Below are 15755 nucleotides of genomic sequence, written 5' to 3'. Positions count from 1 at the left end.
ACATCATGACGCCCGAACAGATCACCCTCGTCCAGCAGAGCTTCGCCAAGGTCGCACCGATATCGGAGCAGGCCGCGGTGCTGTTCTACAATCGTCTGTTCGAGGTGGCGCCGTCCGTGCGCGCAATGTTTCCCGAGGACATGACCGAGCAGCGGAAGAAGCTGATGGGCATGCTCGCCGCCGTCGTCGGTGGCCTGTCGAACCTCGACTCGATTCTTCCTGCGGCCTCCAAGCTCGCCAAGCGCCACGTCGCCTATGGCGCCAAGGCCGAGCACTATCCCGTGGTCGGTGCGGCCCTGCTTTGGACGCTGGAGAAGGGGCTCGGTGAGGACTGGACGCCTGAACTCGCAAGAGCGTGGACAGATGTCTATGGCGTGCTGTCTGGCTACATGATGTCCGAGGCCTACGGCGCGCAAGCGCAGGCCGCTGAATAGGAGATGTCTCGTGAGTGAACCGCTGGTCATCGTCGGTAACGGTATGGCGGCCGCACGTCTGGTCGACGAGCTCGCCAAGACCGCGCTCGGCCGCTACGCGGTCGCCGTGATCGGTGAGGAACCGCGGCTCGCTTACAACCGCGTGCTGCTCTCATCCGTGCTGGCCGGCGAGACCGGCTCGCACGAGATCGAGCTCCGGCCGGCTGATTGGTGGCGCCATCGCGGCGTTACGGTGCGCTACGGCTATCGCGTCACCGAAATCGATGTCGGCCGCCGCGAGCTGAAGATCGAAGGCGAAGAGAGCATGGAATATTCCAAGCTCGTGCTCGCCACGGGGTCGACGGCGCTGCGGCTGAACGTCCCCGGCGCCGATCTCGCCGGCGTGCACACCTTTCGCGACACCCGCGATGTCGACCTGTTGCTGACGTTGGCTGCAGCGAAGAAGCGCGTCGTCGTCGTCGGCGGCGGGCTGCTCGGACTTGAAGCAGCCTACGGCCTCGCCAAGGCCGGCGCGCCGGTGACGCTGCTGCACCTCATGGACCGGCTGATGGAGCGTCAGCTCGATGGGTCGGCCGCCGATCTGCTCAAGACGCTGGTCGAGCGCAAAGGCATCCGCATCCTGCTCAACGCCTCGACCGCACGCATCCATGGCGATGGTCATGTCGAAGCCGTCGAGCTTGCCGACGGCAGCCGCATCGAGGCCGACGCCGTGATCTTCGCGGCGGGCATCAAGCCGAGCGCGGCGCTGGCGAAAGAGGCGGGGATCGCGGTCAACCGCGGCATCGTCGTCAACGACGTCATGCAGACGTCCTCGCCCGACATCTTCGCGCTTGGCGAATGCGCCGAGCATCGCGGCACCTGCTATGGCCTGGTCGAGCCCGCCTATGAGCAGGCGCGGGTGCTGGCGCGGCATCTCGCCGGACGTCCTGCTTCCTATCAGGGCAGCGTGGTCTCGACCAATCTGAAGGTCTCCGGCGTCAGCGTGTTCTCGGCGGGCGACTTCATGGGCGGGGAGGGCAGCGAGAGCCTCGTGCTGACCGATCGCAGGCGCGGCACCTACAAGAAGCTCGTGATCGCCGGCGGACGGCTCACCGGCGCCGTGCTGATCGGCGATACCGCCGATGCGCTCTGGTACCTCGAGCTGATCCGCAATCGCGACAAGGTGGCGGCCATCCGCACCGACATGATGTTCGGCCGCGCGCTCGCGCTTCCTTCGAAAGCAGCCTGATATGACGGCGATCGACCCCACGCTTCGTGCCACCAAGACGACCTGTCCCTATTGCGGCGTCGGCTGCGGTGTGTTGGCGACGCCCGACGGCAAGGGTGGCGCGGCGATCGCCGGTGACCCTGATCATCCCGCCAATTTCGGCCGGCTGTGCTCCAAGGGCTCCGCGCTCGGTGAGACCGTCGGGCTGGAAGGCCGTCTGCTCTACCCGATGATCCGCTGCAAGGGGGTGCTGGAGCGCGTGGCCTGGAGCGATGCGCTCGACCACGTTGCCCACCGCATGCAGCACATCGTGGCCCGCGACGGCGCCGATGCGGTCGCGTTCTATCTCTCCGGCCAGCTGCTGACCGAGGACTATTACATCGCCAACAAGCTGATGAAGGGCTTTGTCGGCACGGCGAATGTCGATACCAATTCGCGGCTCTGCATGTCGTCATCGGTCGCCGGCCATCGCCGCGCCTTCGGCGCCGACACGGTGCCCGGCTGCTACGAGGACCTCGATCAGGCCGATTTGCTCGTCTTCGTCGGCTCGAACGCGGCCTGGTGCCATCCGGTGCTGTTCCAGCGCATGCTGAAGAACCGAGGGGAGCGCGGCGCGCGCATGATCGTGATCGATCCGCGCCGCACCGACACGGCTGATGACGTCGACCTGTTCCTGGGGCTCAAGCCCGGCACGGATACCGCGCTGTTTTCCGGCCTGTTCGTCCATCTCGCCGACAATGGTGCGTTGGACCGGGAGTATATCGCGCAGAGCACGTCGGGTTTTGATGACGCGCTGGCGCGCGCGCGCAACATCGCCGGCAGCGTCACCGCGACCGCACTCGCCACGGGCCTCTCCGAGCAGGACGTCGCCACCTTCTTCAAGATGTTCCGCGACACCGAGCGCGTCGTCACGCTCTACTCGCAGGGCGTCAACCAGTCGGCGCAGGGCACTGACAAGGTCAACGCGATCCTGAATTGCCATCTCGCCACCGGGCGCATCGGCAAGCCGGGCGCCTCGCCGTTCTCGCTCACCGGTCAGCCCAACGCGATGGGCGGCCGCGAGGTCGGCGGCCTCGCCAATATGCTGGCAGCCCACATGGGCTTCACGCCGCCCGACATCGATCGCGTCAGGCGGTTCTGGAAGGCGCCGCACATCGCCACCCACGAGGGGTTGAAGGCGGTGCAGCTGTTCGAGGCCATCAACCGCGGCGAGGTCAAGGCGCTCTGGGTGATGGGCACCAACCCGGCGGTGTCGCTGCCCGATGCCGATTTCGTGCGCGAAGCGCTGAAGAAACTCGAATTGTTCGTGGTCTCCGAGAACGTGCTCTCCAACGACACGGTCGAGGCCGGACCGCATGTGCTGCTGCCGGCTCTCGCATGGGGCGAGAAGTCGGGCACGGTGACCAATTCCGAACGCCGCATCTCGCGCCAGCGTTCGTTCCTGCCGGCGCCGGGCGAGGCCCGCCCCGATTGGTGGATTTTGAGCGAGACCGCCAAACGTCTCGGCTTCGGCGACAGCTTCAATTACAAATCCGCCGCCGATATCTTTCGTGAGCACGCCGCACTCTCGGCCTTCGAGAACGAGGGCAGTCGCGATTTCGACATCGGCGCGCTGACCGAGTTGTCGGACGAAGGCTTCGATGCCTTGAAGCCAGTGCAGTGGCCGGTGCGCGAAGGCGAGGCGCCCGGCGAGCGTTTCTTTGCGAAGGGCGGCTTCTTCACCAATGACGGCAAGGGCCGCTTCGTCGCCCCGGAGGTGCCGTCGCTGCGCAGCGAGACCGGTGCCTCGCGTCCACTCAGACTCAACACCGGACGCATCCGCGACCAGTGGCACACCATGACGCGCACCGGCCTCAGCCAGCGGCTGGGCGCGCACCTGCCCGAGCCCTTCGTCGAGCTTCACCCCGATGACGCCAGCAAATATGGCATCGTCCACGACGGCTACGCCCGCATCACCACCGATTACGGCCAGTGCATCCTGAAGGCCGTGGTCAGCGACCGCCAGCAGCGCGGCGCGCTTTTCGTCCCGATCCACTGGAGCGCGATGAATAGCTCGCATGGCCGCGTCGGGTCGCTGGTGCAGTCGTTCACTGACCCGTTCTCGGGCCAACCCGAGTCCAAGGCGACGCCGGCTGCGATTGCACCTTACGAATACGTCTTCCGCGGTTTCGCACTGTCGCGCAGGCAGCTCGATCTGCCGCCGAACCTGTTGTGGGCTCGCGTCACGGTTGCGGGGGGCTTCGGTTATCTGTTCGCCGACAACGCCGATCTGTCGCGCTGGCCGGCCTGGCTCGACGGCGTTGCCGGCGAGGACGTCGCCGAATATCGCGATTTCGGCGGCGGCATCTATCGCGCGGCTTCGTTTGCCGGCGATCGCATCGAGGCCTGCCTGTTCGTCGGCCCCGGGCACGACGCCGGCGATTGGGAGGTGGTCAGAAGTGCCTTTGCGGCCGATCATGTCACCGACGATCAACGCCGCTTGCTGCTGTCGGGCAAGTCGACGGAGGGGACTGCCTCGACCGGGCCGATCGTCTGCGCTTGCTTCGGCGTCGGCCGCGGCACCATCTGCGACAGCATCGCCGCTGGCGCGCGCACGGCGGCCGAGATCGGCGCCAAGCTCAAGGCCGGGACCAATTGCGGCTCCTGCATCCCCGAGCTGAAGCGGCTGATTGCGACGACGGACGTGCCGGCGAAGCAGGCGAAAGTCGCGAGTGCGGTGGGGTAGGCCCAACTCCGTCCACCGTCATTGCGAGCGTAGCGAAGCAATCCAGCGTCCCTCCGCGGTGACAGTCTGGATTGCTTCGCTACGCTCGCAATGACGAGGTTGATGCAGCTGTCTGCCAAAACGACGATCTCGCGCCCCCGGACGCAACGCGGCGTCCCTTCGACGATGCGCTGCAGAGCCGGGGGCCATCCAACAGCGGAGTGTTCGGCTTTCTGGGTCCCGGCTCTGGGCAGCAGACGCTGACGCGTTGCAGCGCGTCCGGGGCGCGAGAGTGGGTGGGCTCCTCTCCCAACGCAGCCATGCCCCCGCCCCAATCGACGCGCCCGCGATTGTGCCCTATGTTGCCGCGCTCCTCCCCAAATAATCATAAAAGCCGTGATGTACCTGGAAACGCCGCCGCGCCTGATTGAGACCAGGCTCTTCTCCGCGATGCCCGACAAGTTCCGCCGCAAGGGCGTGCGGACGGATTGGGCCGAGGCCAACCGGCCGGGCATCGCAACAGATAGCTTCATCGAGGGGCCGTCCTTCGACAAGGACGGCTATCTCTACATCGTCGACATTCCCTTCGGCCGTATCTTCCGCATCGCGCCCGATGGCGAGTGGTCACAGGTCGCCGAATATGAGGGATGGCCCAACGGGCTGAAGATCGCAGCCGACGGCCGCATCCTGGTTGCCGACTACATGCATGGCATCATGGAGCTCGATGCCAAGGCCGGCCGCGTCAAGCCGGTCCTGACCGCGCGCAATTCGGAGTCGTTTCGCGGCTGCAACGACCTTCATCTCGCCTCCAACGGCGACATCTATTTCACCGATCAGGGCCAGACCGGGTTGCACGATCCGAGTGGCCGGGTCTATCGGCTGGCATCGAATGGCCGGCTCGACTGCCTGATCGACACCGGCGTCAGCCCGAACGGCCTCGTGCTCGACCCGACCGAGACCGTCCTGTTCGTCGCCATGACGCGCGACAATGCGGTGTGGCGGCTACCGTTCATGAAGGATGGCAGCGTGTCGAAGGTCGGGCGCTTCTGCTCGCTGTTCGGCACCAGCGGCCCCGATGGAATGACCATGGATGCCAAGGGCCGCCTGTTCGTCGGCCACGCCTCGCTCGGCCACGTCTTCGTGTTCGCCCCAAACGGTGAACTGATCGCGCGGATCAGGTCATGCGCAGGGCCGAACTGCACCAATGTCGCGATCGGTGGCGCGAGCAAGGATCGCCTCTATATCACGGAGTCGTCGACCGGCAGCGTGCTGGTCGCGGATATCAGCGGACTGTGAGCTCCAACATGAACGCAAATCCCTTCGGCAATGCCGGTGCCAACGTCTCCGTCATCGGGCAGGGCACCTGGTATCTCGACCACGGCGACCGCAAGCGCGCGATTGCCGCGCTTCAGCGGGGGCTCGATCTCGGCATGACGCATATCGATACCGCCGAGATGTATGGCGATGCGGAGCTGGTCATTGCAGACGCCATCGCTGGCCGGCGCGATGAGGTGTTCCTCGTCTCCAAGGTGTTGCCGAGCAATGCCTCGCGCCGCGGAACCATCACTGCCTGCGAGCGCTCGCTGAAGCGGCTGAAGACCGACCGTCTCGATTGCTATCTCCTGCACTGGCGCGGTTCCTATCCGCTGGAAGACACGGTCGCCGCGTTCGAAGACCTGGTGAAATCAGGCAAGATCAAATCCTGGGGCGTTTCCAATTTCGACGCTGATGATCTCGACGAGATTCTCGAGGTCGCGGGTGAGGGCCGCATCGTCTGCAATCAGGTGCTCTATCATCTGAAGGAGCGCGCGATCGAACACGCGGTGACCCCGTGGTGCGAGAAGCATGGCGTCGCCGTGGTCGCCTATTCGCCGTTTGGTCATGACGATTTCCCGGATGCGCGCAGCAAGGGCGGCGCCGTGCTGGCGAAAATTGCGGAGGCGCGTCGCGCGACGCCGCGTCAGGTCGCGCTGAGCTTTCTCACCCGTGCGACTACGGTGTTCGCGATCCCGAAGGCGTCGTCGGCGGACCATGCCGCCGAGAACGCGGCGGCCGGCGATCTCGTGCTGACGAAAGAGGACATTTCTGCGCTAGATGCGGCGTTTCCGCGCGGGCCGAAGCCGCGCAGCCTGCCCATGTTGTAGTGCACAAGCGCCTATTATTAATGGAGCATTGACGCGCGCGGCGGCTCGCGCATATCGGCATCCTGTTTTCGGAAGTTGTGAACGCGGCGCATTTGTCGTTTTTTACGAGTGTTCTCGATTCGCAATTTCCCGGGTTCCAGCCGTGACACCGCCGCCCGCTGCAGCCGCAAGGCTCGACAGTATTCCCATGCCCGTGCCGGAGAAGAAGCAGGAAGTTCGCCGTGCGCCTGCGCGCGTCGATCATCCCTTCAAGGGCATCGCGCTGGTGCTGTTGTCGACGGTGTTTCTCGGAACCTCGGACGTCACCGCAAAATACCTCTCGACCAGCCTGCCGTCGATCGAGATCACGTGGATTCGCTTCGTCACCTTCGCGCTGATGTTCACGCCGGTGATGCTGCCGGGCTCGCCGCTGCATGCGATGCGCACCGAGCGTCTTGGCCTGCAATTGATGCGCGGCGCCGCGCTGCTCGGCTCCTCGTTGTTCTTCATCACCGGCTTGCGTTTCCTCCCCATTGCGGAAGCCTCGGCCACCGGCTTCGTCTCGCCGCTGTTCGTCACCGCGCTGTCGATCATCTTCCTGAGCGAGAAGGTGGGCGTGCGCCGCTGGATCGCGACCGCGATCGGCCTTACGGGCGTGCTGATCATCCTGCGGCCAGGCACGAGCGCGTTTCATGCCGCCGCGTTCTTCCCGATCATCTCGGCGTTCTGCTGGGCTGCCGCGCTGATCCTGACGCGCATGATGAGCGGTCGTGAGGCCGTGCTCACCACCATGGCCTATTCCGCGCTGACGGGCGTTGCGATCCTCTCGCTGATGGTGCCGTTCGTCTGGGTCACACCGAGCTGGACCGCGATCGGCCTCGGCATCGTGATCGGCGTCGCTTCCACCGTCGGCCAATGGATCATCGTGCTGGCCTATCGCTACGGCGATGCCTCGGTGCTGGCGCCGTTCTCCTACACGCAGCTGCTCTGGGTCAGCATTTTGGGCTTCTTCATCTTCGGTGAGGTGCCTGATCTCTGGACCATCGTCGGCGCCGCCTTCATCGTCGCCAGCGGACTCTACATCGCCCATCGCGAGCGAGTGCGCCGCGCCCAGCTGCTGGTGCTGGAGGAGCGTTCCCCGAACCCCTGACGCAAGTCCGCGCGTTCCGCTTTGTGCTATCAACGGTTCCAACGATAGGGGAGGAGCCGGATGCGCGCTGCGATTTTCAGGAACGGCGAGATTGTCGTGGGACAGATGGCCGAGCCGACGCCGGTTCCCGGCCAGGTGCTGGTCAAGACGCTCGCCTGCGGCATCTGTGGCTCCGACCTGCACGCGCGCCAGCACGCTCATCGCATGGTGGAGATGGCGCGGAAGACCGGGCGCAAGCCGATGGATCTCAGCCGCGACGTCGTGTTCGGCCACGAGTTCTGCTGCGAGATCGTCGACTACGGTCCCGGTACCACCCGCAAGCTCAAGCCGGGCACGCGCGTGTGCTCGCTGCCGGCCCTCGTGACGCCGCAGGGCATCGAAGGCATCGGCTATTCCAACGACAATATCGGCGGCTATGCGGAGGCGATGCTGCTCAGCGAAGCGCTGCTGCTCGAAGTGCCTAACGGTCTCGCGCCCGAACATGCCGCGTTGACCGAGCCGCTCGCGGTCGGTGTTCACGCTGTAGCCAAGGCCAACATTCGCGGTGGCGAGGTGCCGCTCGTGATCGGCTGCGGTCCGGTCGGGCTTGCGGTGATCGCGGCGCTGAAGCTGCGGGGACTGCATCCGATCGTCGCCGCCGACTATTCGCCGGCGCGGCGCGCGCTCGCGGCCAAGCTCGGCGCCGATATCGTCGTCGATCCCCTGAAGTCGCAGCCCTATACGACCTGGGCCGAGCACGCACAGATGTCGGACGCGGAGAAGGCGGCGAGGGCGCCGTTCCAGGCCATGCTGCCGGCGCTCAAGCCCGCCGTCATCTTCGAATGCGTCGGCGTGCCTGGCCTGCTGCAGCAGGTGTTCGAGGGCGCCCCGCGCGATGCCAAGATCGTCGTGGTCGGCGTCTGCATGGAGAGCGACAGAAACGAGCCCATGCTCGGCATCATGAAAGAGCTCAGCGTTCAATACGTGCTCGGCTATACGCCGGAGGAGTTCGCGGCGTCGCTACGGCTGATCGCGGAAGGGCAGGTGGATGCGGCTGCGATGGTCACCGCGGAGGTCGGTATCGACGGCGTCGCCAAAGCCTTCGCCGATCTTGCCAACCCAGAGGCGCATACCAAGATCATCGTGCAGCCGTGGCGGTGACGGTCTCGTAGGGTGGGCAAAGGCGCAAAGCGCCGTGCCCACCATGCGTCCGCGTTCGTGGTCGGCATGGTGGGCACGCTACGCTTTGCCCACCCTACGAAACCTCCGTCAATATTTCGCCGGCACGTACATCTCCGGCGGAACCGGACCGCGCTGATAGTCGGGGTTGCGGACGCGCGGCGGCAGCACCACGGGCGCGCGCGACACCTCCTGGTACGGGATCTGGCTGAGCAGATGCGCGATGCAATTGAGCCGGGCGCGCTTCTTGTCGACGGCATCGACGATCCACCAAGGCGAATCCGGCAGGTGCGTGTACTCCAGCATCGTCTCCTTGGCCTTGGTGTACGCCTCCCAGCGGCTGCGGGCCTCGACGTCCATCGGGCTCAGCTTCCACTGCTTTAGGGGATCCTTGATGCGCATGGTGAAGCGGAACTGCTGCTCATCGTCGGTGATCGAGAACCAGTATTTGACCAGGATGATGCCGGATCGGATCAGCATCCGCTCGAATTCCGGCACCGACTTGAAGAACTCCTGATATTCGTCCTCCGAGCAGAAGCCCATCACGCGCTCGACGCCGGCGCGGTTGTACCAGCTGCGGTCGAACAGCACGATCTCGCCACCGGCCGGCAGGTGCGACACGTAGCGCTGGAAGTACCATTGCGTGCGCTCGCGCTCGCTCGGGGCTGGAAGCGCCGCGACGCGGCAGATACGGGGATTGAGGCGCTGGGTGATGCGCTTGATGACGCCGCCCTTACCGGCGGAGTCGCGGCCCTCGAACAGCACCACGACCTTCTTGCGCTCGCTCTGGACCCAGTCCTGGAGCTTGACCAACTCGCCCTGGAGCCGGAGCAGCTCCCGGAAATAGAGCCTGCGGTCGACCGTGGGGCTCAGCAGGTCGGTCTCGTCCAGGAGCTCGTCGAGCCGCGTGTCATCGAGCTCCATCTCCAGCTCTTCGTCGAGGTCGTCGGCCATTTCCTGGATGATGCGCTCGCGCTTGGCGGTTTGGGAGGTGCGATCGGATGCGGTCATGGGCTTTTTCTCTCGGCCAGGGTGCCAGTGTTACCAACGACCATCGGCGGGGTTTGTTGCGCCCATGTGACTGCCCTCCAATCCCGCTGAAGCAGGTCACACCGGCAGCGCGATCGAGTACTTCACTTGGCTCAGCGCAAAGCTCGACTCGATCGAGGCGATGCCGTCGAGCCGGGTCAGCTTGGTCTTCAGGAACGTCTCGTACGAGGCGAGGTCGGCGGCGACGACGCGGAGCAGGTAGTCGCGATTGCCGGTCATCAGATAGCACTCGAGCACCTCGTCCCATTTTGAGATCGCGCGTGCGAATCGGTTGAGGTCCTCCTCCTTCTGCCGCGCCAGCTTGATCGAGATGAACACGCTGACATGCAGGCCGAGCGCCTTCTGGTCCACGGTCGCGACATAACGCGAGATGACGCCGCGCTCCTCAAGCAGCTTGACCCGGCGATGGCAGGGCGAGACCGACAGCCCGACCTTGTCGGCGAGCTCCTGCATGGTCAGCCGGCTGTCGCTCTGGAGCAAAGCGAGGATTTTTCGGTCGATGGCGTCGAGCTCTGGCATTGGGATGAAACCTGTCCTTTGGGCGGTCCGTTGGTAAAATATCCCAATACCGCCGGGTATGGCGCAAAAAATTGAGAAGTTTGACGCTGCCCGCGGGCGTATCATCGGGGCACCTGTTTACCGGGAGCATTGCCATGCCCGTTGATACCATTCGCCTCGACACCCTGAACGCGCTGGCCCGCAAGGCGCTGTGGTTGTCGTCGTGGACCATCCACCATGCCAACCACATCCGCCCCAGCGCGGACGGTCTCAAGGTCGGCGGCCACCAGGCTTCCTCCGCCTCGCTCGCGACCATCATGTCGGCGCTGTACTTCCACGTGCTGAGACCGGAGGATCGCGTCGCGGTGAAGCCGCATGCGAGCCCGGTGTTCCACGCCATTCAGTATCTGTTCGGCCGGCAGAGCCGCGAGAAGCTGGAGAACTTTCGTGGCTTCAAGGGCGCGCAATCCTATCCTTCGCGCACCAAGGATGCCGACGACGTCGATTTCTCGACCGGCTCAGTCGGCCTCGGCGTCGCGCAGACGCTGTTCGCATCGCTGGTGCAGGACTACGTCAAGGCGCATGGCTGGATGAAGGACCGCCGCGAGGGGCGGATGATTGCCCTCGTCGGCGACGCCGAGATGGACGAGGGCAATATTTTCGAGGCGCTTGCGGAGGGTTGGAAGCACGGCCTGCGCAACACCTGGTGGGTGGTCGACTATAACCGCCAGTCGCTCGACGCCGTCGTCCGCGAGGGGCTCTGGGAAAAGTTCGAGACCATGTTCCGCAATTTCGGCTGGGACGTGGTGATCGTGAAATACGGCCGCCTGATGCGCGAGGCCTTCGCCGAGCCCGGTGGCGAGGCGCTGAAGCGCTGGATCGACAATTGCCCGAACGCACTCTACGCCGCGCTGTGTTTTCAGGGCGGCGCTGCGTTCCGCAAGCATCTGCATGACGAGATAGGCGATCAGGGCGCGATCACGAAGCTGATCGACAAGCGCAGCGACGAGGAGCTGCTGGCGCTGATGTCGAACCTTGGCGGCCATGACATGGCGAGCATGCTCGAGGCGTTCGAGTCCATCGATCACGATCGCCCGGTCTGCTTCATCGCCTACACCATCAAGGGCGTCGGCCTGCCGTTCCAGGGCCACAAGGACAACCATGCCGGTCTGATGACGGTCGCCCAGATGGAAAAGTATCGCGACAGCCAGAACATTCGTCCCGGGCATGAATGGGACAAGTACGAAGGCCTCACGCAATCCGCCGCCGAGCTCGACGCGTTCCTCGCGGGCGTGCCGTTCAACCAGGACGGCCGCCGCCTGACCGCGCCTGTTATCGAGGTGCCCCCGCAGCTCGCCTTCAAGCCATCGCCGCAGATGTCGACCCAGCAAGGCTTTGGTCTCGTGCTGAACGAGATTGCCCGCGGCGACAGCGACTTGGCCAAGCGCATCGTCACGACGTCGCCCGACGTCACCGTCTCGACGAATCTCGGCCCCTGGGTGAACCGGCGCGGCCTGTTCGCCAGCGCCGAGAAAGCCGACTTATTCCGCAGCGAGAAAATTCCGTCCACCTACAACTGGGATGCCTCGCCAAAAGGCCAGCATCTTGAGCTTGGTATCGCCGAGATGAACCTGTTCATCATGCTCTCGGCGCTCGGCCTGTCGCACCAGATCAACGGCGAGCGGCTGCTGCCGGTCGGCACGCTCTATGATCCCTTCATCGAGCGCGGTCTCGATGCCCTGAACTACGCCTGCTACCAGGATGCGCGCTTCATGGTGGCGGCGACGCCGTCGGGGATTACGCTCGCGCCCGAGGGCGGCGCGCATCAGTCGATCGCAACGCCCCTGATCGGCATGGCGCAGGACGGGCTCGCCTCGTTCGAGCCGGCCTTCGTCGACGAACTCGCCGTGATCATGGGCTGGGGATTTGACCACATGCAGCGCGATCCGGGCGAGGGCGGCTCGGTCTATTTGCGGCTTTCGACGCGCAGCGTCGAGCAGGCGCAGCGGATCATGACACCTGAGCTTGCGCAGGGCATCACCGACGGCGCCTATTGGCTGCGCAAGCCGGGCCCGAATGCCGAAGTCGTGATTGCCTATACCGGCGCCGTTGCGCCGGAGGCGATCGAGGCCACCGGCTTCATCGGCGAGAGCCGCCGCGACATCGGCCTGCTCGCGATCACCTCGGCCGATCGTCTCCATTCGGGTTGGACCGCGGCGCGGAAATTGCGGCGGGATCGACGCGGCGTGCAACATCTCAGCCATATCGAGAAATTGCTGGCGCCGTTGTCGCGCGACTGCGGCATCGTGACCGTGATCGATGGGCATCCCTCCGCGCTCGGCTGGCTCGGGAGCGTCCGCGGCCATCGCGTTGAGGCGCTTGGCGTCGAGCAGTTCGGCCAGACCGGCACGATCGCCGACCTCTATCGGCACTACGGCATCGACGCGAATGCGATCATCGATGCGGCCGAAAGCCTCACCACCGGCGCGCCGGTGCTGCATCGGAAGATGGCGGTCTAAGTCTCCGTCGTCGTCCTGGCTTTCGCCGGGACGACGGTGAGAGCCATCTTGCCACGTTCCCGCCATCGGCTCATATAACCTCCGTCCGCCGCAACGCTGGCCCCGCATATGGCGGGTTCAATTGCCGGCGCTTTCGTGCAAGGATGCCTGCCGAAACGCCCCCACCATGCCCCCAAGAAGAGGTTAACGATGGTCAATCGCATGCAATTCTACATCGACGGCGCCTGGGTCGATCCCGCCGTCAAGAAGTCCACCGCCGTGGTCAATCCGGCGACGGAAGAGGCGATGTACGAGGTTGCGCTGGGCTCCAAGGCCGACGTGGACAAGGCCGTCGCCGCCGCCAAGCGCGCCTTTGCAACGTTCTCCCAGACCAGCCGCGACGAGCGCGTCGCACTGCTCTCCAAGGTCATCGAAGTCTACAAGGGCCGTCTCAAGGAGATCGGTGCCGCCGTCTCCGACGAGATGGGTGCCCCGCTGCCGATGGCCGAAAAACTCCAGGCCGGCGCCGGCCTCGGCCATCTCATGACCACGCTCGACGTGCTCAAGAACTACCATTTCGAGGAGCCGGTCGGCACCGCCATGGTGCTGCGCGAGCCGGTCGGCGTGGTCGGCATGATCACGCCCTGGAACTGGCCGCTCAACCAGATCGCCTGCAAGGTCGCGCCCGCGCTCGCTGCCGGCTGCACCATGATCCTGAAGCCCAGCGAGTTCACCCCGACCTCGGCGCTGATCTTCGCGGAAATCCTCCATGAAGCCGGCGTGCCGAAGGGCGTGTTCAATCTCGTCAACGGCCTCGGCCCCGAGGTCGGCGCCGCCATGAGCGAGCACCCCGATATCGACATGATCTCCTTCACCGGCTCGACCCGCGCCGGCATCGACGTGGCCAAGCGCGCGGCTCCGACCGTGAAGCGCGTCAGCCAGGAGCTCGGCGGCAAGTCGCCGAACGTCATCCTCGAAGGCGCCGACCTCACGAAGGCGGTGACCGGCGGCGTGATGCACATGTTCAACAACTCCGGCCAATCCTGCAACGCGCCCTCGCGCATGATCGTGCCGCTGTCCAAGATGAAGGAAGTCGCTGCGATCGCGAAGGCCGTCGCCGACAAGACCAAGGCCGGCGATCCGCGCGCGGAAGGCACCACCATCGGCCCGGTCGTCAACCGCGGTCAGTGGGACAAGATCCAGGGCCTGATCAAGAAGGGCATCGACGAGGGCGCCACCCTCGTCGCCGGTGGCCCGGGCCTGCCCGAAGGCGTCAACAAGGGCTTCTATGTCCGTCCGACCATCTTCGCCGACGTCACGCCCGACATGACGATCGCCCGTGAGGAAATCTTCGGACCGGTGCTGACCATCATCGGCGCCAAGGACGAAGCCGAGGCTGTGCACATCGCCAACGACACGCCGTATGGTCTCGCCGGTTATGTCTCGGGCGCTTCCGTCGAGGACGCCAAGCGCGTCGGTCGCCAGATCCGTGCCGGCAACGTCAACCTCCAGGGCGTGCCCAACGACCGCAGTGCGCCGTTCGGCGGCTACAAGCAGTCCGGCAACGGCCGCGAGTGGGGCAAGTACGGCCTCGAGGACTTCCTCGAAGTGAAGGCCGTCGCCGGCTTCAACGCGGCGTAAGCTTTAGCGGTTGGACAAACACGACGCCGGAGCGGGTAACCGCTCCGGCGTTTTTCTTTGTAGCCCGCATGGAGCGAAGCGCAATGCGGGACCGGTCCCCGGATTGCGCTGCGCTCCATCCGGGCTACGGGCGACAACGCGAGGTGCCGTAGGGTGGGCAAGGCGAAGCGTGCCCACGTCTTTGCGTCCGCGACGGATGGAGGGCACGTCGCTTGCGCTCCTTTGCCCACCCTACGAGACCGTCATTGCGGGAGCGCCTATCCCCCCATCGCGCCCTGCGTGTTCACATACAGCGTGTAGATCGACTGGCTCGCCGCCATGAACAGGCGGTTGCGCTTGACGCCGCCGAAGCAGACGTTCGCGCAGCGCTCGGGCAGCGCGATGCGGCCGATCATGACGCCGTCGGGCGCGAACACCACGACGCCGTCGAGCTCGGGGTCGCCCATGCCCCAGCCGCACCAGAGATTGCCGTCGACGTCGCAGCGCATGCCGTCCGGCGTGCCGGGACCTGCATCGATGTGGACGCGCTTGTTGGAAATCGAGGTGCCGTCCGTCGCGACGTCATAGGCGAGGATTTTCCGGTTCGGCACGCCGCGGGATTCCACGACGTAGAGGATCTTCTCGTCCGGCGAGAAGCACAGCCCGTTCGGACCGAGCACGCCCTCGGCGACGATGGTCGCTTTGCCGGTCGCGGGATCGAGCCGGTAGACATTCGGATCGATCTCGGGCTCGGCCTTGTAGCCCTCGTAATTGCCGAGCAGGCCGAAGGTCGGGTCGGTGAACCAAATCGAGCCGTCCGATTTAACAATGACATCGTTCGGAGAGTTCAACCGCTTGCCGTTGAATTGATCCATCAGCACGGTGATGCTGCCGTCATATTCGGTGCGCACCACGCGCCGCCCGCCGTGCTCGCAGGTGACGAGCCGGCCCTGCCGGTCGCGTGTGTTGCCGTTGGCGAAATTCGAGGGCTTGCGGAACACCGAGACGGCGCCCGTCTCTTCCTCCCATTTGATGATGCGCTGGTTCGGAATGTCGCTGCAGAGCAGATAGCGCCCATCACCGAACCACACCGGCCCCTCGGCCCAGCGCAGGCCCGTCGCCAGCCGCTCCACCGCGGACAATTTCAGCCAGTATTTTTCGAAGCGGGGATCCAGTGCTTTTATCGCGGGATCGGGGTAATAGGTCGCTGGTTGCCAGCCTTGAGTATGGGACGATGCATCGTTCATGTGCAATTCTCGTTGTTGCGTTCCCTCTGTCCAAGTCTGCTAGCATCAGATATCTACGGCCGCAAA

Annotated in this window: 12 protein-coding genes; 9 read left to right on the top strand and 3 right to left on the bottom strand. The window is 65.1% G+C overall.

All coding sequences use genetic code 11. From position 1 onward, the window contains the following. Positions 1–5 precede the first annotated feature (5 nt). The 7 genes from MOV74_RS01095 to MOV74_RS01065 all read left to right on the top strand — a co-directional run bounded on the left by MOV74_RS01095 (position 6) and on the right by MOV74_RS01065 (position 8758). The gene (locus MOV74_RS01095) at positions 6–434 is read left to right on the top strand and encodes a globin family protein (protein WP_246916743.1); all 429 of its coding nucleotides are present in this window, start codon (positions 6–8) and stop codon (positions 432–434) included. Positions 435–444: 10 nt separating this feature from the next. Beyond that, the gene (locus MOV74_RS01090) at positions 445–1662 is read left to right on the top strand and encodes an FAD-dependent oxidoreductase (RefSeq protein WP_246916738.1); all 1218 of its coding nucleotides are present in this window, start codon (positions 445–447) and stop codon (positions 1660–1662) included. Position 1663: 1 nt separating this feature from the next. Next, on the top strand, positions 1664–4366 hold the full coding sequence (locus MOV74_RS01085; RefSeq protein ID WP_246916733.1) for a nitrate reductase: 2703 nt from the start codon (positions 1664–1666) through the stop codon (positions 4364–4366). 378 nt (positions 4367–4744) lie between these two features. Further along, the gene (locus MOV74_RS01080; protein ID WP_246916857.1) at positions 4745–5641 is read left to right on the top strand and encodes an SMP-30/gluconolactonase/LRE family protein; all 897 of its coding nucleotides are present in this window, start codon (positions 4745–4747) and stop codon (positions 5639–5641) included. An 8-nt stretch (positions 5642–5649) separates the two neighbouring features. Continuing rightward, positions 5650–6489: an aldo/keto reductase gene (locus MOV74_RS01075; protein WP_246916730.1), complete on the top strand. Its 840-nt coding sequence runs from the start codon at positions 5650–5652 to the stop codon at positions 6487–6489. Between the two features lie 187 nt (positions 6490–6676). Beyond that, on the top strand, positions 6677–7618 hold the full coding sequence (locus tag MOV74_RS01070) for a DMT family transporter (RefSeq protein ID WP_246916854.1): 942 nt from the start codon (positions 6677–6679) through the stop codon (positions 7616–7618). A gap of 60 nt (positions 7619–7678) precedes the next feature. Further along, a complete protein-coding gene (locus MOV74_RS01065; protein ID WP_246916727.1) occupies positions 7679–8758 on the top strand; it encodes a zinc-binding dehydrogenase in 1080 nt (359 codons plus the stop codon). A 108-nt stretch (positions 8759–8866) separates the two neighbouring features. Here MOV74_RS01065 and ppk2 read toward each other — a convergent pair whose 3' ends face one another. Together ppk2 and MOV74_RS01055 are read right to left on the bottom strand one after the other, a co-directional pair. Beyond that, the gene (gene ppk2 / locus MOV74_RS01060; RefSeq protein ID WP_246916725.1) at positions 8867–9787 is read right to left on the bottom strand and encodes a polyphosphate kinase 2; all 921 of its coding nucleotides are present in this window, start codon (positions 9785–9787) and stop codon (positions 8867–8869) included. Between the two features lie 96 nt (positions 9788–9883). Beyond that, positions 9884–10345 (bottom strand): Lrp/AsnC family transcriptional regulator, encoded by a 462-nt coding sequence (locus tag MOV74_RS01055; protein ID WP_246916722.1) that lies wholly within the window; start codon positions 10343–10345, stop codon positions 9884–9886. A 134-nt stretch (positions 10346–10479) separates the two neighbouring features. Between MOV74_RS01055 and MOV74_RS01050 the strand changes: the two genes are divergently transcribed. Together MOV74_RS01050 and MOV74_RS01045 are read left to right on the top strand one after the other, a co-directional pair. Beyond that, positions 10480–12843, top strand: a complete 2364-nt coding sequence (locus MOV74_RS01050) for a transketolase (protein ID WP_246916719.1) — start codon at positions 10480–10482, stop codon at positions 12841–12843. Positions 12844–13032: 189 nt separating this feature from the next. Further along, positions 13033–14463, top strand: coding sequence for an aldehyde dehydrogenase family protein (locus MOV74_RS01045; protein WP_246916716.1), 1431 nt, complete (start codon positions 13033–13035; stop codon positions 14461–14463). A gap of 257 nt (positions 14464–14720) precedes the next feature. Here the strand turns inward: MOV74_RS01045 and MOV74_RS01040 are convergent, their stop codons facing one another. Beyond that, entirely contained in the window at positions 14721–15689 is a 969-nt protein-coding gene (locus MOV74_RS01040) for an SMP-30/gluconolactonase/LRE family protein (protein ID WP_246916713.1), read from the bottom strand. Between the last annotated feature and the right edge of the window lie 66 nt (positions 15690–15755).

The organism is Bradyrhizobium sp. SHOUNA76 (assembly GCF_023006445.1).
Lineage (GTDB): Bacteria > Pseudomonadota > Alphaproteobacteria > Rhizobiales > Xanthobacteraceae > Bradyrhizobium.
The sequence above is the reverse complement of the archived record's forward strand: the minus strand, read 5'-3'. Positions and strand labels throughout refer to the sequence as shown.